This window comes from Serratia sp. CY81684 (genome assembly GCF_052166595.1).
Taxonomy (GTDB): Bacteria; Pseudomonadota; Gammaproteobacteria; order Enterobacterales; family Enterobacteriaceae; genus Serratia; species Serratia nematodiphila.
This window is the reverse complement of record NZ_JBJNOO010000009.1, coordinates 56,727-80,432: the sequence shown is the minus strand read 5'-3', so window position 1 is coordinate 80,432 and position 23,706 is coordinate 56,727. Positions and strand designations below refer to the sequence as shown.

26 protein-coding genes are annotated in these 23,706 nt (G+C 60.3%); 14 read left to right on the top strand and 12 right to left on the bottom strand.

Features of this window, described 5'->3' with window-relative positions; translation table 11 throughout:
* Window positions 1-115: 115 nt before the first annotated feature.
* Together ACJ8QF_RS23530 and fpr are read left to right on the top strand one after the other, a co-directional pair.
* Entirely contained in the window at window positions 116-727 is a 612-nt protein-coding gene (locus tag ACJ8QF_RS23530; RefSeq protein ID WP_131165392.1) for a helix-turn-helix transcriptional regulator, read from the top strand.
* Window positions 728-730: 3 nt separating this feature from the next.
* On the top strand, window positions 731-1,477 hold the full coding sequence (fpr, locus tag ACJ8QF_RS23525) for a ferredoxin--NADP(+) reductase (RefSeq protein WP_004931107.1): 747 nt from the start codon (window positions 731-733) through the stop codon (window positions 1,475-1,477).
* Between the two features lie 8 nt (window positions 1,478-1,485).
* On the opposite strand, the gene ACJ8QF_RS23520 is transcribed toward fpr, so the two are convergent.
* Complete coding sequence (locus ACJ8QF_RS23520) at window positions 1,486-1,905, bottom strand: DUF805 domain-containing protein (protein ID WP_004931108.1); 420 nt, start codon at window positions 1,903-1,905, stop codon at window positions 1,486-1,488.
* 199 nt (window positions 1,906-2,104) lie between these two features.
* Between ACJ8QF_RS23520 and ACJ8QF_RS23515 the strand changes: the two genes are divergently transcribed.
* Together ACJ8QF_RS23515 and tpiA are read left to right on the top strand one after the other, a co-directional pair.
* A complete protein-coding gene (locus ACJ8QF_RS23515) occupies window positions 2,105-2,689 on the top strand; it encodes a DUF1454 family protein (RefSeq protein ID WP_048326688.1) in 585 nt (194 codons plus the stop codon).
* Between the two features lie 127 nt (window positions 2,690-2,816).
* Window positions 2,817-3,584, top strand: coding sequence for a triose-phosphate isomerase (gene tpiA / locus ACJ8QF_RS23510; protein ID WP_004931113.1), 768 nt, complete (start codon window positions 2,817-2,819; stop codon window positions 3,582-3,584).
* Window positions 3,585-3,649: 65 nt separating this feature from the next.
* Here the strand turns inward: tpiA and ACJ8QF_RS23505 are convergent, their stop codons facing one another.
* The 4 genes from ACJ8QF_RS23505 to cpxP form a co-directional block, all read right to left on the bottom strand.
* A complete protein-coding gene (locus ACJ8QF_RS23505) occupies window positions 3,650-4,639 on the bottom strand; it encodes a sulfate ABC transporter substrate-binding protein (RefSeq protein WP_015379419.1) in 990 nt (329 codons plus the stop codon).
* A gap of 186 nt (window positions 4,640-4,825) precedes the next feature.
* The gene (pfkA, locus tag ACJ8QF_RS23500; RefSeq protein WP_004931116.1) at window positions 4,826-5,788 is read right to left on the bottom strand and encodes a 6-phosphofructokinase; all 963 of its coding nucleotides are present in this window, start codon (window positions 5,786-5,788) and stop codon (window positions 4,826-4,828) included.
* Window positions 5,789-6,019: 231 nt separating this feature from the next.
* Complete coding sequence (gene fieF / locus ACJ8QF_RS23495; protein ID WP_442537895.1) at window positions 6,020-6,922, bottom strand: CDF family cation-efflux transporter FieF; 903 nt, start codon at window positions 6,920-6,922, stop codon at window positions 6,020-6,022.
* Window positions 6,923-7,054: 132 nt separating this feature from the next.
* Complete coding sequence (gene cpxP, locus ACJ8QF_RS23490) at window positions 7,055-7,534, bottom strand: cell-envelope stress modulator CpxP (protein ID WP_004931122.1); 480 nt, start codon at window positions 7,532-7,534, stop codon at window positions 7,055-7,057.
* A 148-nt stretch (window positions 7,535-7,682) separates the two neighbouring features.
* On the opposite strand from cpxP, the gene cpxR reads away from it, so the two are divergent.
* The 5 genes from cpxR to ACJ8QF_RS23465 all read left to right on the top strand — a co-directional run bounded on the left by cpxR (window position 7,683) and on the right by ACJ8QF_RS23465 (window position 11,804).
* Window positions 7,683-8,381 carry an envelope stress response regulator transcription factor CpxR gene (cpxR, locus tag ACJ8QF_RS23485; protein ID WP_004931124.1) on the top strand — a complete coding sequence of 233 codons (699 nt, stop codon included), beginning with the start codon at window positions 7,683-7,685 and terminating at the stop codon, window positions 8,379-8,381.
* Window positions 8,378-9,772 (top strand): envelope stress sensor histidine kinase CpxA, encoded by a 1,395-nt coding sequence (gene cpxA, locus ACJ8QF_RS23480; protein ID WP_015379421.1) that lies wholly within the window; start codon window positions 8,378-8,380, stop codon window positions 9,770-9,772. Before cpxR ends, cpxA begins: the two co-directional genes overlap by 4 nt.
* 43 nt (window positions 9,773-9,815) lie before the next feature.
* A complete protein-coding gene (gene trmL, locus ACJ8QF_RS23475) occupies window positions 9,816-10,289 on the top strand; it encodes a tRNA (uridine(34)/cytosine(34)/5-carboxymethylaminomethyluridine(34)-2'-O)-methyltransferase TrmL (protein WP_004931130.1) in 474 nt (157 codons plus the stop codon).
* Between the two features lie 163 nt (window positions 10,290-10,452).
* Window positions 10,453-11,028 carry a CHAD domain-containing protein gene (locus ACJ8QF_RS23470; protein ID WP_442537894.1) on the top strand — a complete coding sequence of 192 codons (576 nt, stop codon included), beginning with the start codon at window positions 10,453-10,455 and terminating at the stop codon, window positions 11,026-11,028.
* A 104-nt stretch (window positions 11,029-11,132) separates the two neighbouring features.
* Window positions 11,133-11,804 (top strand): DUF3313 domain-containing protein, encoded by a 672-nt coding sequence (locus tag ACJ8QF_RS23465; RefSeq protein ID WP_004931134.1) that lies wholly within the window; start codon window positions 11,133-11,135, stop codon window positions 11,802-11,804.
* 61 nt (window positions 11,805-11,865) lie between these two features.
* Here the strand turns inward: ACJ8QF_RS23465 and cysE are convergent, their stop codons facing one another.
* The 5 genes from cysE to ACJ8QF_RS23440 all read right to left on the bottom strand — a co-directional run bounded on the left by cysE (window position 11,866) and on the right by ACJ8QF_RS23440 (window position 15,052).
* Window positions 11,866-12,687: a serine O-acetyltransferase gene (gene cysE / locus ACJ8QF_RS23460; protein ID WP_004931135.1), complete on the bottom strand. Its 822-nt coding sequence runs from the start codon at window positions 12,685-12,687 to the stop codon at window positions 11,866-11,868.
* 106 nt (window positions 12,688-12,793) lie between these two features.
* Window positions 12,794-13,813 (bottom strand): NAD(P)H-dependent glycerol-3-phosphate dehydrogenase, encoded by a 1,020-nt coding sequence (gene gpsA, locus ACJ8QF_RS23455; RefSeq protein ID WP_197753932.1) that lies wholly within the window; start codon window positions 13,811-13,813, stop codon window positions 12,794-12,796.
* Entirely contained in the window at window positions 13,813-14,283 is a 471-nt protein-coding gene (secB, locus tag ACJ8QF_RS23450) for a protein-export chaperone SecB (protein ID WP_004931139.1), read from the bottom strand. Before secB ends, gpsA begins: the two co-directional genes overlap by 1 nt.
* A gap of 57 nt (window positions 14,284-14,340) precedes the next feature.
* Window positions 14,341-14,589: a glutaredoxin 3 gene (gene grxC, locus ACJ8QF_RS23445; protein WP_004931142.1), complete on the bottom strand. Its 249-nt coding sequence runs from the start codon at window positions 14,587-14,589 to the stop codon at window positions 14,341-14,343.
* A gap of 28 nt (window positions 14,590-14,617) precedes the next feature.
* On the bottom strand, window positions 14,618-15,052 hold the full coding sequence (locus ACJ8QF_RS23440) for a rhodanese-like domain-containing protein (RefSeq protein ID WP_015379424.1): 435 nt from the start codon (window positions 15,050-15,052) through the stop codon (window positions 14,618-14,620).
* A 297-nt stretch (window positions 15,053-15,349) separates the two neighbouring features.
* Between ACJ8QF_RS23440 and gpmM the strand changes: the two genes are divergently transcribed.
* The 3 genes from gpmM to ACJ8QF_RS23425 are packed head-to-tail and all read left to right on the top strand — an operon-like array spanning window position 15,350 to window position 19,194.
* The gene (gene gpmM / locus ACJ8QF_RS23435; protein WP_049187724.1) at window positions 15,350-16,894 is read left to right on the top strand and encodes a 2,3-bisphosphoglycerate-independent phosphoglycerate mutase; all 1,545 of its coding nucleotides are present in this window, start codon (window positions 15,350-15,352) and stop codon (window positions 16,892-16,894) included.
* Window positions 16,895-16,903: 9 nt separating this feature from the next.
* Window positions 16,904-18,238, top strand: a complete 1,335-nt coding sequence (gene envC, locus ACJ8QF_RS23430; RefSeq protein WP_028128084.1) for a murein hydrolase activator EnvC — start codon at window positions 16,904-16,906, stop codon at window positions 18,236-18,238.
* Window positions 18,239-18,240: 2 nt separating this feature from the next.
* A complete protein-coding gene (locus tag ACJ8QF_RS23425) occupies window positions 18,241-19,194 on the top strand; it encodes a divergent polysaccharide deacetylase family protein (protein WP_015379426.1) in 954 nt (317 codons plus the stop codon).
* A 41-nt stretch (window positions 19,195-19,235) separates the two neighbouring features.
* Here the strand turns inward: ACJ8QF_RS23425 and tdh are convergent, their stop codons facing one another.
* Together tdh and kbl are read right to left on the bottom strand one after the other, a co-directional pair.
* Window positions 19,236-20,261, bottom strand: a complete 1,026-nt coding sequence (gene tdh / locus ACJ8QF_RS23420) for an L-threonine 3-dehydrogenase (protein ID WP_004931152.1) — start codon at window positions 20,259-20,261, stop codon at window positions 19,236-19,238.
* A 9-nt stretch (window positions 20,262-20,270) separates the two neighbouring features.
* Window positions 20,271-21,467 (bottom strand): glycine C-acetyltransferase, encoded by a 1,197-nt coding sequence (gene kbl / locus ACJ8QF_RS23415; RefSeq protein ID WP_004931154.1) that lies wholly within the window; start codon window positions 21,465-21,467, stop codon window positions 20,271-20,273.
* A 240-nt stretch (window positions 21,468-21,707) separates the two neighbouring features.
* On the opposite strand from kbl, the gene rfaD reads away from it, so the two are divergent.
* On the top strand, window positions 21,708-22,637 hold the full coding sequence (gene rfaD, locus ACJ8QF_RS23410) for an ADP-glyceromanno-heptose 6-epimerase (RefSeq protein ID WP_004931156.1): 930 nt from the start codon (window positions 21,708-21,710) through the stop codon (window positions 22,635-22,637).
* Between the two features lie 22 nt (window positions 22,638-22,659).
* Window positions 22,660-23,706, top strand: a complete 1,047-nt coding sequence (gene rfaF / locus ACJ8QF_RS23405) for an ADP-heptose--LPS heptosyltransferase RfaF (RefSeq protein ID WP_004931158.1) — start codon at window positions 22,660-22,662, stop codon at window positions 23,704-23,706.

The following is a 23,706-nucleotide window of genomic DNA, read 5'->3' as shown; positions in this document are numbered from 1 at the left end:
TACGTCTAACGCTTTGGAGTTAAAAATAGCGCCCTTGCAGTAGCCGCGCTTTAGCATTTAATCGATAATTATTTTCATCAACTTGAAATAAAATAACACCATAGGGATTTGGTTCATGAAAACACCTGAGCTGATTTTATTGCAGTTAAAGGCTCTCGGCCCGCACTCGGCCAAAATGCTGGCGGAGCGTCTGGACATCACGCCGATGGGCATCCGACAACATCTGCAATCCCTGGAAAAACGTGAGTTGGTTTGTTACGAAGAAGCGCGCAGCAAGGTCGGCCGCCCGACGCGCTACTGGTCGCTGACAGAGCGAGGGCACGCTTTTGCGGCCGCCGATCAGGAACGGCTGCGGGCATCCGCGCTGCGGCTGTTTGGCGGCGCCGGCGTGGAACCGTTGCTGAACGCGCGCGAAGAGCAGCTTTATCTGCGTTATGCCGAAGAGCTGTCTGCCGAGCGCAGCCACCAAGAGCGGTTAGCCCGATTGGTGCGTCTGCGGCAACATGACGGTTACATGGCCGAATTGCTCGATCATCCGCACGGTGCGCTGTTGGTGGAAAACCACTGTCCGATCGGCGTGGCCGGTTCCAACTGCAGTAGCCTGTGCAATTCCGAGCTGCAGCTGTTTCACCGCCTGTTCGGCAACGACTACCGGATAGAGCGCACCACGCACGCCATTTCCGGCTCACGACATTGTGCTTATTTGATTCGACCACGGGAGCTTTAGAGTATGGCTGAATGGGTAAACGGCAAGGTTACGCAGGTAAAACAATGGACCGACGGGCTGTTCAGCCTGGTGGTCAATGCCCCCATCGATCCTTTCACCGCCGGGCAATTCGCCAAACTGGCGCTGGAGATCGACGGCGAACGAGTGCAACGCGCCTACTCCTACGTCAATGCCCCCGATGACGCCAACTTGGAGTTCTATCTGGTGACGGTGCCGGAAGGCAAACTGAGCCCGCGCCTCAATCAGCTGCGGCCAGGGTCGGACGTGATGGTGACCAAAGAAGCCGCCGGCTTCTTCGTGCTGGACGAGGTGCCCGACTGCGACACGCTGTGGATGCTGGCGACCGGCACCGCCATCGGCCCCTATTTATCGATTCTGCAGCAAGGCGTCGGCCTGGAGCGCTTTAACAACCTGGTGCTGGTGCACGCCGCGCGTTTCGCGCGCGATCTGAGCTACCTGCCGCTGATGCAGCAACTGCAGCAACGCTACAACGGCAAGCTGCGCATCCAGACCGTCGTCAGCCGTGAAGAAACACCCGGCTCACTGACCGGCCGCGTGCCGGCGCTGATCGAGGACGGCCGGCTGGAAGCGGCGATCGGCTTGACCATCGACGCCGAAACCAGCCACGTGATGCTGTGCGGCAATCCGCAGATGGTGCGGGACACCCAGCAAACGCTGAAGGACCACCGCCAAATGCGCAAGCACCTGCGCCGCAAACCGGGCCACATCACCAGCGAGCACTACTGGTAACCCGAGGATCAGCGGAACTTCACCGGTTCGGCTTCCGGGCCGAACCGATTGTCTCCCGGCGTGCCGACGAAGGCGCCCAGATCGATAGTCATCATCACGATAATCAGCGTCGGGATGAAACGCCCGACGCCCCATTGCCAGATCGGCGCCAGCATTTGCCAGTTGCCCGCCGCCAGCATCCACGCCAGGATCAGCAGCAACGCCCACCAGCCGGCCTTGTTGCGATCGTGCAGACGTTTGACCAGCACCGCCGCCGTCGGCCACAGCAGCGCCACGATAAAGAAGGCGATGGATTGGATGGCGATCAATTGATAATTGGCCAGCGTAAACGCCGCCGCCATCAGCACCAACCACAGCCCCATCCAGATCCAGAAGTCGCGCCGCCCGATGCGGCCCTTAAAAGAAAAACACCACTGTTGTAACGTCATCGATTCCTGCGCTCTAAGCCTGCCCATATTCTGCGCCGCAGTGTAACATAGGCGCTGCCGGGCCGAGTTTTCCGCCTTGCATAACGCGGCGCGCCGCACAGCTTTCTCGTCAGCGAACCGATAATGGCGTGGGATCTTTGACAAGGCCCGCGAGTTATCGCTTTAATCGGAGCCATCTTTGTCCTTGATGCCATACGCCATGCTGAGAAAAACCCTCGCCATCGCCTGCCTGCTGCAGGCCGCCGCCAGCGCCTGGGCCGAACCGCCCGCCGCCGAAGCGAAACCGACCGCACCTTACCTGCTGGCCGGGGCGCCGACCTTCGATCTGACGGTGGTCAAATTCCGCGAAAAATACAATCGCGACAACCCTAAGCTGCCAATTGGCGAATTCCGCGCCATTCCGGCCACCGAAGACGATTCGCCGCTGCTGACGCGCGCCGCCAGCAAACTCAACGAAAACCTGTATGCCTCCACCGCGCTGGAGAAAGGCACCGGCAAAATCAAAACGTTGCAGATCACGCATCTGCCGCTGCAGCAGGCCAATGAAGAAAAAGCCGCGCGCGCCATCGCCATCAACTACATGGCGGCGCTGATGCGCCAGTTCGAACCGGCATTGACGGTGGAACAAAGCCAGAACAAGGTGAACAGCCTGCTGGAAAAAGGCAAAGGATCGCGCTTTTACCAACAGCAGGTCGGCGCCATTCGCTATGTCGTCTCGGACAACGGCGATAAAGGCGTAACCTTCGCGGTTGAACCGATTAAGCTGGCGCTTTCCGAGCCGTAACGGCGCGGCATTTAATGACGAAAAGCAAAGCCTTCGCGCTTAATGATCTCTATACTGTTGGGCAGGTAAACTGCCGGTCCGGCAGTTGTCATTTCGACTCTCGCGTTCCCTAGTTGGAGGAAAAAACATGCGTCATCCATTAGTTATGGGTAACTGGAAGCTTAACGGCAGCACTCACATGGTCAACGAACTGATCGCCGGTCTGCGCAATGAGCTGAGCAGCGTTGACGGCTGTGGCGTCGCCATCGCCCCGCCGGTGATGTATCTGGATCAGGCCAAGCACGCGCTGGCCGGCAGCCGCATCGCGCTGGGCGCGCAGAACGTGGACGTTAACCTGTCCGGCGCCTTCACCGGTGAAGTTTCCGCCAACATGCTGAAAGACGTCGGCGCTCAGTACATCATCATCGGCCACTCCGAGCGTCGCACCTACCACAAAGAAAGCGACGAAGTGATCGCCGAGAAATTCGCCGTGCTGAAAGAAGCCGGCCTGATCCCGGTGCTGTGCATCGGTGAAACCGAAGCGGAAAACGCCGCGGGCAAAACCGAAGAAGTATGCGCGCGCCAGATCGACGCCGTGCTGAAAACGCTGGGCGCACCGGCGATGAAAGGCACCGTGATCGCCTATGAGCCGGTCTGGGCCATCGGTACCGGCAAATCCGCCACCCCTGCGCAGGCGCAGGCCGTGCACAAATTTATCCGCGATCACATCGCCAAGCACGATGCCGCGGTTGCCGCTGAAATCATCATCCAGTACGGCGGTTCGGTGAACGACAAGAACGCCGCAGAGCTGTTCTCCCAGCCGGACATCGATGGCGCGCTGGTTGGCGGCGCCTCGCTGAAAGCCGACGCTTTCGCCGTGATCGTCAAAGCCGCTGCCGCAGCGAAAAAAGCCTGATTGCCTTAGGCTTGCCATAAAAAAACCCCGGCTTGCCGGGGTTTTTTATTGCCGTTTAAACGGCATCAGCGTTTGCTGATTTCGTCGAATACGCCGCCGGTGGCGAAGTGCACCTTCTGCGCTTCGGTCCAGCCGCCGAAGGTGTCATCCACGGTGAACAGCTTCAGCTGCGGGAACTGCCCGGCGAACTTGGCCGCCACCGCCGCATCGCGCGGGCGGTAATAGTGCTGTGCCGCGATAGTCTGCCCTTCCGGCGAATACAGATATTTCAGGTAGGCGGTCGCCACCTCGCGGGTACCGCGTTTGTCGACCACCTTATCCACCACCGACACCGTCGGTTCGGCCAGGATCGATTCGCTCGGGGTGATAATCTCGAACTTGTCTTTGCCCAGCTCTTTCTCCGCCAGCAGCGCTTCGTTTTCCCAGGCGATCAGCACGTCGCCGATGCCGCGCTCAACGAAGGTGTTGGTCGAGCCGCGCGCGCCGGAATCCAGCACCTCGACGTTCTTGTACAGGTTTTTGACGAAGTCCTGCGCCTTGGCCTTATCGTTGTTGTTGTGATGCAACGCGTAGCCCCAGGCGGCCAGGTAGTTCCAGCGGGCGCCGCCGGAAGTTTTCGGGTTTGGGGTGATCACCGACACGCCCGGCTTGATCAAATCAGGCCAGTCATGAATCTGTTTCGGGTTGCCTTTGCGCACCAGGAAGACGATGGTCGAGGTGTAAGGCGCCGAATTGTCCGGCAGGCGTTTGATCCAGTCTTTCTCGATGCGCCCGCGTTCGGCGATAGCGTCGACGTCATAGGCTAACGCCAGCGTCACCACGTCGGCCTCGATGCCGTTGATCACCGACGTCGCCTGCTTGCCGGAGCCGCCGTGCGACTGGCGCACCGTCACCTTGTCGCCGGTTTCCGCCTGGTAGTGCTTGCTGAATGCCGTGTTGTAAGCCTGATAGAACTCACGCGTCGGATCGTATGACACGTTCAGCAACTGAATATCCTTCGCCATGGCGCCGGACGCCAACAGCACCAATGTCAGACCTACACCCCATTTACGCATCGACAGGCTCTCCCAGAAAATTAAGCGCAACCTCAATCGGTTGATTTAGCATCAGAGCCTGCCAGAAACTTTCCCGGCAATTAAAGAATAAAAAATTTTGGGATAGATGATTCTGGAATATGTCACCGGCGAGCATAAAAAAGCCCCCGGGACCGGAGGCTTTTTTGTCGTGCGGTAAGTGGCGTATCAGTACAGCTTTTTCGCCGTTTCCAGCCAGTCGCCCTTGAACGGACGCTTCATGTTTTCGATCGCGTCGATGATGTCGTGGTGCACCATTTTTTCGTTCTGGATACCGACGCAGCGGCCGCCGTACCCCTGCAGCAGCAGTTCGATGGCGTAGGCGCCCATGCGCGAGGCCAGGATGCGGTCATAGGCGACCGGCGAACCGCCGCGCTGAATGTGGCCCAGCACGGTGGCGCGGGTTTCACGCTTGGTTTCCTGCTCAATGTGGCGCGCCAGCTCATCGATATCGCAGATGTGCTCGGTGATCGCCACGATGGCGTGTTTTTTGCCTTTGGCGATACCGGCCTTGATTTCGCACACCAGATCTTCGCGGTTGAATTCGATTTCAGGCAGCACGATGAATTCGCAGCCGCCGGCAATCGCCGCCGCCAGCGTCAGATCGCCGCAGTAACGGCCCATCACTTCCACGATGGAGATACGCTGGTGCGACGAGGAGGTATCGCGCAGGCGGTCGATCGCTTCCACCACGGTTTCCAGCGCGGTGAAGTAACCGATGGTGTAGTCGGTGCCGGCGACATCGTTATCGATGGTGCCCGGCAGACCGATGCACGGGAAGCCTTCTTCCGTCAGGCGTTTGGCGCCCATGTAGGAACCGTCGCCGCCGATCACCACCAGCGCGTCGATGCCGCGATTCTTCAGGTTTTCAATCGCCTTGGCACGCACGTTTTCATCCCTGAACTCCGGGAAGCGGGCCGAACCAAGGAAGGTGCCGCCACGGTTGATCATGTCGGACACGCTATAGCGATCCAGCTGCTCCATGCGATCTTCGTACAAGCCAAGGTAGCCATCGTAAATACCAAAAACTTCCAGACCTTCTGAAAGCGCAGAACGCACAACGCCGCGGATTGCAGCGTTCATACCCGGCGAATCACCGCCGCTCGTCAGTACACCGATTTTCTTGATCATGACTACCTCTGAACTGTGTAGATGCAATTTCTTAAGAATTCTGTCTCCGCCGATCGTCTTGAAACCTCTCCGGCTGCAGAAAACCAGCTTTATGGCTTATTGCTGGATATTATATCAAAAACACCCAGCTGAATTGATTCAAGTCACGCAATATAACGGTTAAAACACCGCATGGCACGCTGAGCTAACTCAGATATTCATGATAATACTTTGCGCTATGCCTCTATATGATTATAGCTCCCAATGCCCCTGCCTACCCGGCGGCACCACGGAGCACGGATCCAGGTGAATGATGACATCCGCCCCCGCAAAACGGTGCCGCAACGCCTGTTCCACCTGATCGGCTAACCGGTGCGCCTCGCGCAGCGGCAGCGTGTCGTCCATCTCCAGATGCAGCTGGATGAAACGCGTCGGCCCCGACTGCCGCGTGCGCAGATCGTGTGCGCCTTTCACCCCGGGCCAGGAGGAAACCACGGCGATAATCGCCTGGCGCTCGTCATCCGGCAACGCCCGATCCAACAGCGACTGCACCGCTTCATAACCCATGCGCAGCGCGCTATACAGAATGTAAACGCCGATGCCCAGCGCAAACAGCGCATCCGCCCGCTGGAAGCCGTACCAGCTTAGCCCAAGAGCGATAAGAATAGCACCATTCATCATGACATCTGACTGATAATGCAGCATATCTGCGCGCACGGCCTGGCTGCGCGTTTTTCTGACCACCCAGCGTTGATAGGTGACCAGCATCAGGGTGCTGACTAACGCGATCACCGTCACGACGATCCCAACGCCGGGATCGCGCAGCGTTTGCGGTGCATACAGATGCTGGAAGCCGGTGAGAAACAGAAACAGGGCGGAACCGGAAATAAACATGCTTTGCGCCAGCGCCGCCAGCGACTCCGCTTTGCCGTGGCCGAAGGTGTGCTCGGCATCGGCAGGCTGCAGCGAATAGCGCACCACCAGCAGGTTGGTCAGCGAGGCGGCGATATCGACCAGCGAATCCACCAGCGCCGCCAGCAGGCTGACAGAACCGGTCTGGTACCAGGCGACGATTTTGATCAACAACAGCGACGACGCCAGCGCGGTAGCGGCCAACGCAGCGGACTTTACCAGGCGTGCATAGCGCTGTTCCATTGAGGGATCCCGGTCAAAAGGTATGGCGCTCAATATAGCGAAATGTCGGATAAAAAAAACCCCGCCATCATGGCGGGGAAGACAGGGATGGTGTCTATGGCAAGGAAAAACAGGGGACTACTCAGTCGTACTTCACTTCTGGGCAGAAGCTTGCTGCAAACCAGAAATTTGTTGCTCCATCTGCTGCATGCGCTGCTGATGTTTCTGGTCTAAAACACTTTTTTGCTCTGGCGTCAGCAGGTTATACATTTGGTTGCGCACCCGGGCCATTTCGACCTGGCGCTTGACCTGCTGTTGGGCCATCTTTTCCGCCTGGGCATACACGGCGGCTTCGTCAAATTTCTCTGCGGTCACCAGTTTATGCATGGCTTCCATTTCAGCTACATTGACACCAGGCAGATCGTGCCGGGCCTGGCGCATCAAATCGCGCATTTGCTGGCGCTGCTGTTCGCTGAGGCTGACACCGTCGAACATATGGTGCTGGCCGGGTATTCGGGTCATCGCGTCGTTGCCGGGAGGTTGGGCTGTGTCCGGTATAGTGTCGGCAGCGAAGGCAGCGGTCGAACCAATTGCCAGCAGTGATGCCATAACTAATGCGGTCACCTTACGCATTTCAACTCCTCAAGCTTTCTCACTTTGCGAATCAACGAGGAGCAGTGTACCGCCACACCTGAAAACCTGCGTCAGTGCATGTAAAACTACGTAAAGTCATGGAATGGCAACAGTTGATGACGTATTTTGCGTCTGGAGGTAAATCATAATGAACAAGATTCTGTTAGTTGACGACGACCGCGAGTTGACCTCGCTGTTAAAAGAACTGCTTGAAATGGAAGGTTTTAATATCGTCGTCGCGCACGATGGCGAGCAGGCGTTGTCGCTGCTGGACAGCTCCGTCGATCTGCTGCTGCTCGACATCATGATGCCGAAGAAAAACGGCATCGATACGCTGAAAGAACTGCGCCAACATCACCAGACGCCGGTCATCATGCTGACCGCGCGCGGCAGCGAACTGGACCGCGTGTTGGGCCTGGAGCTGGGCGCCGATGATTACCTGCCGAAACCCTTCAACGATCGCGAGCTGGTCGCGCGCATTCGCGCCATTCTGCGCCGTTCCAACTGGAGCGAACAGCAGCAGCAGGTCGACAGCGGCGCCCCGACGCTGGATGTCGATGGCCTGCAGCTGAACCCCGGCCGCCAGGAGGCCAGCTTCGACGGCCAGGTGCTGGATCTGACCGGCACCGAGTTCACCCTGCTGTATCTGCTGGCGCAACATCTCGGCCAGGTGGTGTCGCGCGAACTGCTGAGCCAGGAAGTGCTGGGCAAACGCCTGACCCCATTCGATCGCGCCATCGACATGCATATCTCCAACCTGCGGCGTAAGCTGCCGGATCGCAAAGACGGGCATCCGTGGTTCAAAACCCTGCGCGGGCGTGGTTATTTGATGGTATCTGCAACATGATCAACAGTTTGACGGCACGCATCTTCGCCATTTTCTGGTTCACGTTAGCCCTGGTGCTAATGCTGGTGCTGATGGTGCCCAAGCTCGACTCCCGCCAAATGACCTCGCTGCTCGACAGCGAGCAGCGGCAGGGGTTGATGCTGGAACAGCACGTCGAGGCCGAGTTGCAAAACGATCCGGCCAACGATCTGATGTGGTGGCGCCGCCTGTTCCGCGCCATCGACAAATGGGCGCCGCCGGGCCAACGCCTGCTGCTGGTCACCAGCGAAGGTCGGGTGATCGGCGCGCAGCGCAATGAAATGCAGATCGTCCGCAACTTCATCGGCCAATCCGACAATTCGGATCATCCGAAGAAGAAAAAGTACGGCCGCGTCGAACTGGTCGGGCCGTTCGCGGTGCGCGACGGCGAAGACAACTACCAGCTGTACCTGATCCGCCCCGCCAACAGCCCGCAATCCGATTTCATCAACCTGATGTTCGACCGGCCGCTGCTGCTGCTGATCGTCACCATGCTGATCAGCGCCCCGCTGCTGCTGTGGCTGGCCTGGAGCCTGGCGAAACCGGCTCGCAAGCTGAAGAACGCCGCCGATGACGTGGCGCGCGGCAACCTGAAGCAGCATCCGGAGCTGGAGGCCGGCCCGCAGGAGTTTCTGGCCACCGGCGCCAGCTTCAACCAGATGGTCAGCGCGCTGGAACGCATGATGAACGCCCAGCAACGCTTGATCTCGGACATCTCGCACGAGCTGCGCACGCCGCTGACTCGCCTGCAGCTGGCCACCGCGCTGATGCGCCGCCGCCACGGCGAAGGCCACGAGCTGGCGCGCATCGAAACCGAAGCGCAACGGCTGGATTCGATGATCAACGATCTGCTGGCGCTGTCGCGCGGGCAGCAGAAGGGCGAGCTGGCGCGCGAGCAGTTGAAGGCCAACGAACTGTGGGCCGACGTGCTGGATAACGCCCGTTTCGAAGCCGAACAGATGGGCAAGCAGCTGGAGATCGCTGCGCCACCCGGTCCGTGGACGCTGTTCGGCAACGCGAGCGCGCTGGACAGCGCGTTGGAAAACATCGTGCGCAACGCCCTGCGTTATTCGCACACCCGCATCGCCGTGGCGTTCAGCGCCGACAATCAGGGCGTGACTATCCAGGTTGACGACGACGGCCCCGGCGTCAGCGCCGAAGACCGCGAGCAGATCTTCCGTCCGTTCTACCGCACCGATGAGGCGCGCGACCGTGAGTCCGGCGGCACCGGCCTTGGCCTGGCTATCGTCGAGGCGGCGGTCAATCAGCATCGCGGCTGGGTGAAGGCCGAAGACAGCCCACTTGGCGGTCTGCGGCTGGTGCTGTGGCTGCCGCTGCATCATCAACGCCTATCGTCTAAGACAGAACAGTAAGAGTTTGCTATCCTGCGCCCCTCGTTCACGAGGGGCCTGCAACATGCTGAACATCGTTTTATTTGAACCCGAAATTCCACCCAATACCGGCAATATCATCCGCCTGTGCGCCAATACCGGCTTTAATCTGCACCTGATCGAACCGCTGGGTTTCCCGTGGGACGACAAACGCCTGCGCCGCGCCGGGCTGGACTATCATGAGTTCACCCGCGTCAGCCGCCATGCCGATTACGCCGCCTTTCTCGCCGCTGAAAACCCGCAGCGGCTGTTTGCCCTCACCACCAAGGGCACGCCGGCGCACAGCGCCGTCAGCTACCAGGCCGGCGACTACCTGCTGTTCGGCCCGGAAACGCGCGGGTTGCCTGCCGACATCCTCGATGCGCTGCCCGCGCAGCAAAAAATCCGCATCCCGATGCAGGCGCAAAGCCGCAGCATGAACCTGTCGAATGCCGTATCGGTGGTGGTGTATGAAGCCTGGCGGCAGCTGGACTATGCCGGTGCGCTGATCAAGGCGTAATCCGCGACGTCGCGCCATACTGGAAGAGTCATCCTTTCCAGGCACGGCACATGGCTTTCGTCGCAGAGATTGTCACCCAGCTTCGCCGGCTCGAACCGGCGCTGAACGAGGCGCTGTTGCGGCTGCAACAGGCGCAACCCGGCTCGATCGGGCCGCCGCCGAATTGGGCAGGCTCACGACACCGCTGCGCGATCTCGAGGTGCTGATCGCCGAACTGGCGCGACATCGCCTCGATTGGCAGGCCAACGTGCGCCAGAGCGAATTTCAGACCCGCTACCGTCAACTGCTCGCCCATCCGCAGCTCATCGGCTTTCCCTCGCTTTTGCACGCCTGGCCGCGCCGCTTTCGCCGCAGCGCGCAACGCGTCGCCGAACACCGCCTGAATAGACGCCTGCAGCGCCAACAACGGCAATTGTGCCGGGCATTGGCCGATACCGGCTACGATCGCCACCGCCTGCGGCTGCTGATAAAACGCCTGCGTTACGCGGCTGAAGCCTATCCGCAGAGTCTTCCCCTCTCCCCCGCCGCGATGGCGAGCCTGAAAGCGGCGCAGAACGCCCTCGGTGATTGGCACGACCGGGAGGTTTGGTGCCTGCAAGCCGAACATCAGGCGGATCTCTGGCCCTTGTTGCCCCGGTGGCAAGCTGAGCAACGCCAGGCGCTGGTCAGCGCGGACGCCTTGCTCGCCGCCTTATCACCGGCACTGGCGGCGAAAACCGGCGGCGCATCACGATCCTGAAAAAAGGCCGCAGCAGGGCACGCCCGGCCCCGAAAAAGCCCGATGAGGCGCAGATAATGCGCTATGTTTTGTAAGGGTAATCACCACTCATCATAGGAAACCATATGAAGAAACAACGTTTGAGCGTTGCCATGGCGGTTCTGGCGGCGGGCCTGTTGCTGGCGGGCTGCTCGTCCAAAGTCACCCAAACGAATCAATATTCGGGGTTCCTGCCGGACTACAGCAAGCTACAGGAAACCAGCTCGCCAAGCGGCCATAAAACGCTGCGTTGGATCGATCCCACCTTTAAAGAGTCGAATTATCGCGGCGTGTATGTCGCTCCCGTGGTTTATTACCCGGCGGCTAAACCCACCGCCCGCGTCAGCCAACAAACGCTGGACAAAATTAGAAACTATACCGACCAAAGCGTGAGAAAAGCGGTGGCCGAGCGCACTACCGTTTTGAATAACCCGACAGGTTCCCGCGTGCTGTTAGCCAAAGTCGCGATTACCGCCGTGTCTGCCGAAGATGAGGATATGAAATTCTATGAAGTGGTGCCGGTAGCGGCCGTGGTGGCCAGCACCATGGCCGCCACTGGCCACCGGACGCAAAACACCACGCTGTTCCTGGAAGCGCAGTTGATCGATCAGGATAGCGGTAAAACGGTGCTGGAAGTGGTGCGCAAGAGTTACGGCAAAACCGTCAACAACGACAGTGCGCCAGTCACGGAACAAGAAGTCAAAGCGGCGATCGATGACATGGTCAACGACATCGTCACGTTCCCGAAACAGGGCTGACCGCCGCCTGAAAAACACAGGGGGAGCCGAAGCTCCCCCTGAATGGACCCGCAGGCGCGGCTTAGATGCCGTCGCCGTACTCGAAGCCGTGGTTGGTGCCGTTGAAGTATTGGTCCATATCCATCGACGGCGTATCGCTCTCCGGCCGCCCGACGATGCGCGCCGGCACGCCGGCGGCGGTGGTGTGCGGCGGTATCGCCTGCAAGACCACCGAGCCCGCGCCGATCTTCGCGCCCTTGCCCACTTCGATATTGCCGAGAATTTTGGCGCCTGCGCCAATCATCACCCCTTCACGGATTTTCGGGTGACGGTCGCCGCTGGTTTTACCGGTACCGCCCAGGGTGACCGATTGCAAGATAGAGACGTTGTTCTCCACCACCGCCGTTTCACCGATCACGATGCCGGTGGCGTGGTCGAGCATGATGCCGCAACCGATGGTCGCCGCCGGATGGATGTCCACGCCGAAGGCGACGGAAATTTGATTTTGCAGGTAGATAGCCAGCGCCTGCCGCCCTTGCTGCCACAGCCAGTGGCCGATGCGGTAAGCCTGCAGCGCGTGGAACCCTTTCAGGTAAAGCAGCGGCGTGGAGTATTTATCGACCGCCGGGTCGCGCAGGCGCACCGCGAGGATATCGCGCGCCGCCGAAACGATCATCTGGTTGTCAGACTTGTAGGCCTCTTCCACCACCTCACGCACCGCGATGGCGGGCATGATCGGCGTGGCCAGCTTGTTGGCCAGCATATAGCTGAGCGCGCTGCCCAGGTTCTCGTGCTTGAGCAACGTCGCATGGAAAAAGCTGGCCAGCATCGGTTCACAGTCAGCCAGTGCTCGCGCTTCTGATTTAATGCTGTTCCAGACCTGTTCCAACTCTTCTGACGACATCACATACCCCTTTACCTTGCCAAACGGGCCGCTTCACACGGTAGCGCGAAGCGGCCCAGGTCATTTGCGGGGTCAACATTCCGCTGCCCCGACATATCGTTTTATGTCACGCGCTGGGTTTTTCGTCCTTTCGGGCTCGCCCCAGCAGGCTCAGCGCCGCTTCGCGGGCGTCCTTGTGGCAGTAAAGCACCTGATAAATCTGTTCGGTGATCGGCATTTCCACACCGTGCCGCTGCGCCAACGCCAACACCTCTTTGGTATTGCGATAGCCCTCGACCACCTGACCGATACTGTCCTGCGCTTCCTGCACGCCTTTACCCTGCCCCAGCATAATGCCGAAGCGACGGTTGCGCGACTGGTTGTCCGTGCAGGTTAGCACCAGATCCCCCAGCCCCGCCATGCCCATGAACGTCGAAGGATCGGCGCCCAGCGCAGAACCCAGACGGCTCATTTCCGCCAGCCCGCGCGTAATCAACGCGGTACGGGCATTGGCGCCGAAACCGATGCCGTCGGACATGCCGGCGCCGATGGCGATCACGTTCTTCACAGCGCCGCCAAGCTGCACACCGATGAAGTCGGGATTGCTGTAGACGCGGAAACTCTTGCCGCAGTGCAGCAGCTGTTGCAGATCGTCGGCGAACTGCGCATCGGTCGCCGCCAGCGCGATCGCCGTCGGCAGGCCGGCGGCCAGCTCTTTGGCGAACGTCGGCCCGGAGAGCACCGCCAGTGGGATCGCCTCGCCCAACGCCTCACGCGCCACGTCCTGCAGCAAGCGGCCGGTTTCCGCTTCCAACCCCTTGGTGGCCCACACGATGCGGGCATCCGGGCGCAGATGCGGCTTCAGCTGGCGCAGCACGTCGCCGAACACGTGGCTCGGCACCACCACCAGCACGTCGCGGCTGGCGGCCAGCGCACGCGCCAAATCGGCTTCGAGCAGCAGGGTATCGGGGAAGGGAACGTCAGGCAGAAACGCCTGATTGCAGCGATCTTGCTGCAACGTTTGAATTTGCGCGGGGTTATGTCCCCACAACACCACGGGATGGCCGTTACGCGCCAGCGTAATGGCCAATGCGGTGCCGTACGAGCCGGCACCGATAACAGTCATTGAAGCATTGACGGTGTTCATCAGGCATCCTGATGTGGTGCGGCACCTTCGCCTTCCGCCTGCTGCTGCAGATAGTTCATGAACAGCGCGTCAAAGTTGACCGGTGCCAGGTTCAGCTGCGGGAAGGTGCCGCGGGAAACCAGGCTGGTGATGCACTCGCGCGCATACGGGAACAGGATGTTCGGGCAGTATGCACCCAGGCAATGCGCCAGCTGCGTGCCTTCGATGCCTGCTACCGAGAAGATGCCCGCCTGCTGCACTTCGCACAGGAACGCAGTCTCTTCGCCCAGAGTCGCCGTCACGGTTACGCGCAGTACCACTTCATACACTTCGTCAGCCAGCTGGCTGGACGCGGTATCCAGATCAAGTTTAACTTCCGGCTGCCATTCCTGCTGGAAAACCTGCGGCGCGTTCGGCGCTTCGAAGGAGATATCCTTGGTATAGATACGTTGGATCTGGAAAGCCATTTCGGTGCTGTTTTGTTCTGACATGTGAGTAATACCCTTGGTTAAACGTCCTTATTGACACTCGGTGAACCGGCAAGCTGCTTAAAGCAGCGGATCCAGGCCGCCGCGAGCATCGAGTTCATATAAATCATCGCAGCCGCCGATATGCCGGCCGTCGATGAAAATCTGCGGCACGGTGGTGCGCCCGCTGCGCTCGATCATCACTTCGCGCTTGGCGTTATCGCCGTCGATGGCGATCTCGTTAAACGCCGCGCCCTTGCTGTTCAACAGCGCCTTGGCGCGATGGCAGAACGGACAGGTCGCTTTGGTGTAGATATCAATGTTAGCCATGGATTGCCACCTCAAATAGGTTAAACGGTTACTTACCGCGCACCAGCGGCAGATTTTCTCCGCTCCAGCCGGCGATGCCGTCTTTCAGCATCGTCACCTTTTCAAAACCGGCCTTGCTCAGGTTCTCCGCCGGCTCGCGGGAGGCGGTGCCGTTGGCGCACACGACGATGATCGGCTGCGCTTTGTGTTTTTCCAGCTCGCCCAGGCTGCCGTTTTTGATTTCGCTGGCGGTCAGGTTGATGGCGTTGGCCAGGTGACCACGGCGGAAATCGTCGCGGCTGCGGGTGTCGACCACCACGGCTTCTTCTTTGTTGATCAGGCGAATGGCTTCACCACGGGCGATCTCTTTGACCTTGGAGAAACGGCTTTTGAAGGTCATGACGATCACGGCGACCAGCAGAGCGATCCAAGCCAGGCTCAGAATAGGGTGTCTGCTTACGAATGGCATAATTTCTTGCAGCATGGGGTGTAACAACTCCCGTCAGTTAAGGGATAAATAAGTCAAGGTTCCAGAGTATACCTGCCGAGTGCGGCAAATACAGCCAATAAGCAAGCGCGATTGTAGAAACTGCGGGCTGCGCTGAGAAATTCCCGACGTCAGAGCATAAAAGCCCGCGCGATTCGCCGCAACCTTGATCTCTTTGGGCTATTTATCGCCGGCGGCGGTGTAAAATCAGCCGGTTTTTCGAGGGCGAATAGCCATGCTTGCGGCGGGCGCATGGCTATTCGCAGCTTAAAAAGTTCATAAGAGGTCAATGCAATGTCGAACAACAAAAAACCGATGGTCCTGGTGATCCTGGACGGTTATGGCCACCGTGAAGAGCGGCAGGACAACGCGATCCTGAACGCCGGCACCCCGGTGATGGATCGTCTGTGGCAGGAGCAGCCGCATACGCTGATCGCCGCCTCCGGGCTGGATGTCGGCCTGCCCGATGGGCAAATGGGCAACTCCGAAGTCGGCCACGTCAATCTGGGCGCCGGGCGCATCGTGTACCAGGATCTGACCCGGCTGGACAAAGCGATCGCCGACGGCGACTTCTTTACCAACCCGGTGCTGACCGCCGCCGTCGATAAGGCCGTAGCGGCCGGCAAGGCGGTGCATATCATGGGCCTGCTGTCGCCGGGCGGCGTGCACAGCCATGACGAGCACATCCTGGCCATGATCAAGCTGGCCGCTCAACGCGGCGCCAAAGCCATTTATCTGCATGCCTTCCTTGACGGGCGCGACACGCCGCCGCGCAGCGCCGAAGCCCCGCTGCAACGCTGCCGCGACGCCTTCGCCGCGTTGGGCGTCGGGCGCATCGCCTCGCTGATCGGCCGCTACTACGCGATGGACCGCGACAACCGCTGGGATCGCGTGCAACTGGCCTATGACCTGCTGACCGCCGCCAAAGGCGATTCCGTGGCCGAGGATGCGATCGCCGGCCTGCAGGCCGCTTATCAGCGCGGTGAAAACGACGAGTTCGTCAGACCGACCGTGATCCGCGCCGCCGGTGAGGCCGATGCCGCAATGCAGGACGGCGACGCGTTGATCTTCATGAACTTCCGCGCCGACCGCGCGCGCCAGATCACCCGCGCTTTCGTGAACGCGGATTTCGACGGTTTCCCGCGCGCCAAGCAGGTGCAGTTCGGCGATTTCGTGATGCTGACCGAATACGCCGCCGACATCGCGACCGCCTGCGCCTATCCGCCGGCGCCGCTGGCCAACACCTTCGGCGAATGGCTGATGAAGCACGACAAAACCCAGTTGCGCATCTCGGAAACCGAAAAATACGCCCACGTCACCTTCTTCTATAACGGCGGCGTGGAAGCGCCGTTCAAGGGCGAAGACCGCGTGCTGGTCAACTCGCCGCAGGTCGCCACCTACGATCTGCAGCCGGAGATGAGCGCCGCCGAACTGACCGACAAGCTGCTGAGCGCCATCCGCAGCGGCAAATACGACGCCATCATCTGCAACTACCCGAACGGTGACATGGTGGGGCATACCGGCGTGTATGAAGCGGCGGTCAAAGCGGTGGAAACGCTGGACGCCTGCATCGCCCAGGTGGTTGATGCGGTGCGCGACGTCGACGGCCAACTGCTGATCACCGCCGATCACGGCAACGCCGAGCAGATGCGCGATCCGGCCACCGGCCAGGCGCACACCGCCCACACCAGCCTGCCGGTGCCGCTGATTTACGTCGGCAAACCGGCGCGCGCGGTCGAAGGCGGCAAGCTTTCGGACATCGCGCCAACCCTGTTAACGCTGATGGGAATGGAAATCCCGCAAGAGATGACTGGTAAGCCGCTGTTCATCGTGGAATAATCCTTCTCCATGAGGGAGAAGGCGTTTTTTGCACTATCAAGGGTAACCCGAAGCGCAAACGCAGGCAGCCGGCCGCTGCCTGAACGCACCGCGCCAAGGACGTTCACCGCCATGTGCGCCAGCGTATTTTGCGCTGGCGTCTTGCTGTTGCCGCTCGCCGGCCAGGCGGCGGAAGACAATAAATCCCAGCTGAAAGACATCCAGCAGAGCATCGCCGAGAAAGAAAAAGCGGTGAAGCAGCAGCAACAGCAGCGCAGCTCGCTGCAGGATCAGCTGCGTCAACAGGAAAAAACCATCGCCCAGGCCAGCCGCCAGTTGCGCGACACCCAGGGCACGCTCACCCAGTTGGGCAAGGACATTTCCGGCCTGAACGCCTCGATCGCCAAACTGCAAAAGCAGCAATCGACCCAGCAAAACCTCCTCGCCAAACAGCTCGACGCCGCCTTCCGGCAAGGGCAGCACAGCGCCGTGCAGCTGATCCTCAGCGGTGAAGAAAGCCAACGCAGCGAACGTATTCTGGCCTATTTCGGTTATCTGAACGAAGCGCGCCAGAAAACCATCGAAGAGCTGAAACAGACCCGCGCCGAGCTGGCGAAGCAAAAAACCACGCTGGTGGCCAAACAGGGCCAGCAAAAATCCTTACTGAGCGAGCAACAGACGCAGCAGCAGAAGCTGGAGCAGGCGCGCGGCGCCCGCAAGAAAACGCTGACCGCGCTGGAAGCCTCGCTGGAAAAAGACCAACAACGCCTGGTGGAACTGCGCCAGAACGAAGCCCGCATGCGCGACAAGATCGCCCGGGCGGAGCGCGAAGCCCGTGCGCGCGCCGAACGCGAAGCGCGTGAAGCGGCCAAGGTGCGCGAACAGGTACGCATCAAGGAACAGCAGGCGAAGAAAACCGGCACCACCTACAAACCTAGCGAAGCCGATCGCTCGCTGATGGCGCGAACCGGCGGCCTCGGCCGTCCGGCCGGCCAGCTGATGTGGCCGGTGCGCGGCCGCACGCTGCACGGCTTTGGCGAGCAGCAGCAGGGCGAGCTACGCTGGAAAGGCATGGTGATCGAAGCCCGCGAAGGCAGCGAAGTGAAAGCCGTCGCCGATGGCCGCGTGCTGCTGGCCGACTGGCTGCAAGGCTATGGCCTGATGGTGGTGGTCGAACACGGTAAAGGCGACATGAGCGTGTACGGCTACAACCAAAGCGCGTTGGTCAACGTCGGGGCGCAGGTGCGCGCTGGCCAGCCGATCGCTCTGGTCGGCACCAGCGGCGGCCAGGGAACGCCGTCGCTCTATTTCGAAATCCGTCGTCAGGGACAGGCGGTTAACCCACTGCCGTGGTTGGGAAGATAGATTTGCGTTATGTCAAAACCCGTACAGCTTTGTTAATCGGCTGTCTGCTGCAGGTTTACGCTGCGCAGGCAGGAAAACTCTCCATCGTCATCGATGACGTGGGCTACCGCCCTCACGAAGAAAACGCGGTGCTGCAAATGCCGACGGCGATCTCGGTCGCAGTCTTGCCCAACGCGCCGCATGCCCGCCTGATGGCCACCCGCGCCCACAGCCAGGGCCGCGAAGTCTTGATCCACATGCCGATGGCGCCGCTCAGCAAGCAGCCGCTGGAACGCGATACCCTGCAGCCTTCCATGAGCAGCGACGAGATCCAGCGCATCATCCGCAACGCGGTGAACAACGTGCCCTACGCGGTCGGCATGAACAACCACATGGGCAGCGCCATGACCTCCAGCCTGCCGGGCATGCAGAAAGTGATGCAGGCGCTCGAAAGCTACCGCCTGTACTTCCTCGACAGCATGACCATCGGCAGCAGCCAGGCGACTCGCGCCGCGGCCGGCACCGGCGTGAAAGTGATCAAACGCAGGGTGTTCCTCGACGATACCGCGAACGAAGCCGACATCCGCCGCCAGTTCAACCGCGCGGTTGAGTTGGCGCGGCGCAACGGTTCCGCCATCGCCATCGGCCACCCGCGCCCCGCGACGGTGAAAGTGCTGCAGCAGATGCTGCCGTCGCTGCCCGCCGATATCGTGCTGGTCAAACCGAGCGCGCTGCTGAACGAACCGCAGGGCAACGGCGGTGGCAGCTACGTCCCGCCGCCGGTCAAACCGCAAAAACCGCAGCCGAAGAACCCGTTCAGCGGCGGCATCAAGCAGTGCAAGGTCAAACCGCCGAAGGAAAAAGCCAACGCCGGCACCGCGCTGGGCGTTATCGCCGACAGCATTGCCACCTCGCCGCCGGTGACCTTCATCAAGCGTCATTGGCAGCACTGGACGCAAACCAAACCGCAAGCATAAAAAAAGGGCCGGAATTCCGGCCCTTTTCACGCCTGCCGAGATCAATCCCAGCTCAGCACCACTTTGCCCGATTTGCCGGAGCGCATGGCGTCAAAGCCCTGCTGGAACTCGTCGATCGAGAAACGGTGGGTGATGATCGGGGTCAAATCCAGACCGGACTGGATCAGCGCCGCCATCTTGTACCAGGTTTCGAACATTTCGCGGCCGTAAATCCCTTTGATAAACAGCCCTTTGAAGATGACCTGATTCCAGTCGATCGACATATCCGAAGGCGGAATGCCCAGCATGGCGATGCGCCCGCCGTGGTTCATCGCATTGAGCAGCGTGCGGAACGCCGGCGGCGCGCCGGACATTTCCAGGCCGACGTCGAACCCTTCGGTCATGCCCAGTTCGGCCATCACGTCGCTGAGGTTTTCCTTGCTGACGTTCACCGCTCGTGTCACGCCCATCTTGCGCGCCAGTTCCAGACGGTATTCGTTAACGTCGGTGATCACCACATGGCGGGCGCCGACGTGTTTGCACACCGCCGCCGCCATGATGCCGATCGGGCCGGCGCCGGACACCAGCACGTCTTCCCCAACCAGATCGAACGACAGCGCGGTATGCACCGCGTTACCGAACGGATCAAAGATCGAAGCCAGTTCATCGGAGATGTTATCCGGGATCTTGAAGGCGTTGAACGCCGGGATCACCAGGTATTCCGCGAAGCTGCCCGGGCGGTTCACGCCCACGCCGACGGTGTTGCGGCACAGGTGCGTGCGGCCGCCGCGGCAGTTGCGGCAGTGGCCGCAGGTGATGTGCCCTTCGCCGGACACGCGATCGCCGATGTTGAAGCCTTTGACTTCCTGACCGATCGCCACCACTTCGCCCACGTATTCATGGCCGACCACCATCGGAACCGGAATGGTTTTTTGCGACCACTCGTCCCAGTTGTAGATATGCACATCAGTGCCGCAGATCGCGGTTTTGCGGATTTTGATCATGATGTCGTTGTGGCCCAGCTCCGGCTGAGGCACGTCGGTCATCCAAATCCCTTCTTCCGCTTTCAGTTTTGACAGTGCTTTCATGGTTTTACCTTATGCAATAACGCCAAGATCCTTACCGATACGTGTAAACGCCGCCACTGCGCGTTCGATTTGCTCCGGGGTGTGGTCGGCGGACATCTGGGTACGGATGCGCGCCTGGCCTTTCGGCACCACCGGATAGAAGAAACCGGTCACATAGATGCCTTCCTTGAGCAACGCATTGGCGAATTCCTGCGCCAGCTTCGCCTCACCCAGCATCACCGGGATGATGGCGTGATCGGCGCCGGCCAACGTGAAGCCGGCGGCGGTCATTTTTTCGCGGAACAGACGCGCATTGGCCCACAGGCGATCGCGCAGGGCATCGCCCTCTTCCAGCAGTTCCAGCACTTTGATCGACGCGGCGACGATCGCCGGCGCCAGCGAGTTGGAGAACAGGTACGGGCGCGAACGCTGGCGCAGCCACTCCACCACTTCTTTCTTGGCGGCGGTGTAGCCGCCAGATGCGCCGCCCAGCGCTTTGCCTAACGTACCGGTGATGATATCGACGCGGCCCATCACTTCGCAGTATTCATGGGTGCCGCGCCCGTTGGCGCCGACAAAGCCCACCGCGTGAGAGTCATCCACCATCACCAGCGCCTGGTATTCGTCCGCCAGATCGCAAACCCCTTTCAGGTTGGCGATCACGCCGTCCATCGAGAAGACGCCGTCGGTGGCGATCAGGATGTGACGCGCGCCGTCGGCTTTGGCCTGCTTCAGCTGCGCGGCCAGCTCGGTCATGTCGTTATTGGCATAGCGATAGCGCTTGGCCTTGCACAGGCGCACGCCGTCGATGATCGACGCGTGGTTCAGCGCATCGGAGATAATGGCGTCTTCCGGGCCGAGCAGGGTTTCGAACAGCCCGCCGTTGGCGTCGAAGCAAGAGGAGTACAGGATCGCGTCTTCCATGCCCAAAAAGGCCGCCAGTTTCTGTTCGAGCTGCTTGTGGCTGTCCTGGGTGCCGCAGATGAAGCGTACCGACGCCATGCCGAAACCGTGGCTGTCCATGCCCGACTTGGCGGCGGCGATCAGCGCCGGGTGGTTGGCCAGGCCCAGGTAGTTATTGGCGCAGAAGTTGATCACATGGCTGCCGTCGGCGACGGCGATATCCGCCTGTTGCGCGGAGGTGATGATGCGTTCTTCCTTGAACAGCCCTTCACTGCGCGTGGCGGCAAGCTGTTGTTCCAACTGCTGATAAAAAGACGCTGACATTCGGTTATCTCCAGGATTGGGCTATTTGCGGCATATTTTACTGATTTGTAACCAAACTGACGAGAATGCGCGGGAGAGAATATTAAAATTGCAGCAGATATCACGGCAAACGGCGGACTTCAATGGCAATGCGGGATATTCGGAGCCCTTCCGCTGTTTGCCGCGGCATGAAATGCTATTATAACCGCCATTGAGCGTGGGGCATCGTGCCCCGCCAGGCAGCTTAGCAGGGGTAACCCAATGATTATCGTCACAGGCGGCGCCGGCATGATCGGCAGCAACATCATTAAGGCACTGAACGACAAGGGATATCGCGATATCCTGGTGGTGGATAACCTGAAAGACGGCACCAAGTTCGTCAACCTGGTCGATCTGGACATCGCCGACTATATCGATAAAGAAGACTTTATCGCCAGCATCGTGGCCGGCGACGATCTGGGCGAGATCGAAGCGGTGTTCCACGAAGGCGCCTGCTCCGCGACCACCGAGTGGGACGGCAAGTACATGATGGACAATAACTATCAGTACTCCAAAGACCTGCTGCACTACTGCCTGGATCGCGAAATCCCGTTCTTGTATGCCTCCTCCGCCGCCACTTACGGCGGCCGCGAAGAGTTCATCGAAGAGCGTGAGTATGAAGCGCCGCTCAACGTTTACGGCTACTCCAAATTCCTGTTCGATCAGTACGTGCGCGAGATCCTGCCGGAAGCGGACTCGCAGATCTGCGGCTTCCGCTACTTCAACGTTTATGGCCCGCGCGAAGGCCACAAAGGCAGCATGGCCAGCGTCGCCTTCCACCTGAATACCCAGATCAACCGCGGCGAAAACCCGAAACTGTTCGCCGGCAGCGAAAACTTCAAGCGTGACTTCATCTACGTCGGCGACGTGGCGGCGGTTAACCTGTGGTTCTGGGAAACCGGCAAATCCGGCATCTTCAACTGCGGCACCGGCCGAGCGGAAACCTTCCAGGCGGTAGCCGACGCGGTGGTGGACTTCCACCAGCAAGGCGCTGTGGAATACATCGAGTTCCCGGAGAAGCTGAAAGGCCGCTATCAGGCGTACACCCAGGCCGATCTGACCAAGCTGCGCGCCGCCGGCTACGACGCACCGTTCAAAACGGTCGCCGAAGGCGTGAAAGAGTACATGGCCTGGTTGAACCGCACCGCATAAGCTGAAGGAATTAACGCTGGGTATGAAAATACTGGTTATCGGCCCTTCTTGGGTTGGCGACATGATGATGTCGCAAAGTCTCTATCGCACCCTGAAGGCCGAATACCCGTCGGCGGAGATCGATGTGATGGCGCCGGCCTGGTGCCGCCCGTTGCTGGCGCGCATGCCGGAAGTCAATCAGGCGCTGGCGATGCCGCTGGGCCACGGCGCGCTGGGGCTCGGCGAGCGCCGCCGCCTGGGGCGCGCTCTGCGCGCCAACCGTTACGATCGCGCTTACGTTCTGCCCAACTCGTTCAAATCCGCGCTGGTGCCCTTCTTCGCCGATATCCCGCAGCGCACCGGCTGGCGGGGCGAAATGCGCTACGGCCTGCTGAACGACGTCCGCGTGCTCGACAAGACCGCCTTCCCGCTGATGGTACAGCGCTATGTGGCGCTGGCCTATGACAAAGGCCGCGTTCAGCGCGCCGACGATCTGCCGCAGCCGCTGCTGTGGCCGCGGCTGCAGGTGAGCGACGAAGAGATCGCCGACACCTCCGCGGCCTTTAACCTGACCGACAGCCGCCCGATCGTCGGCTTCTGTCCAGGCGCGGAGTTCGGCCCCGCCAAGCGCTGGCCGCACTATCACTACGCAGCTCTGGCTCAGCGGCTGATCGAGAGCGGCTATCAAATCGCGCTGTTCGGTTCGGCAAAAGACCATGAGGCCGGCGAACAGATCCGCGCCGCATTGCAGGAAGACGCGCGCGATTTCTGCCTTAATCTGGCCGGGAAAACCCAGCTGGAGCAAGCAGTTATCCTGATCGCAGCCTGCCGGGCGGTGGTCAGCAACGACTCCGGTTTAATGCACGTTGCCGCAGCGTTGAACAAACCGCTGATAGCCTTGTACGGCCCAAGCAGCCCCGACTTCACACCGCCGCTTTCCGACAAGGCGCGGGTCATTCGCCTGATCAGCGGCTACCACAAGGTGCGTAAGGGCGATGCCGAGCAGGGATACCACCAAAGTTTGATCGATATTCAGCCGCAGCAAGTGTTGGATGCGCTGACGCCGTTACTTGTCGCCAGCGAGGAATAG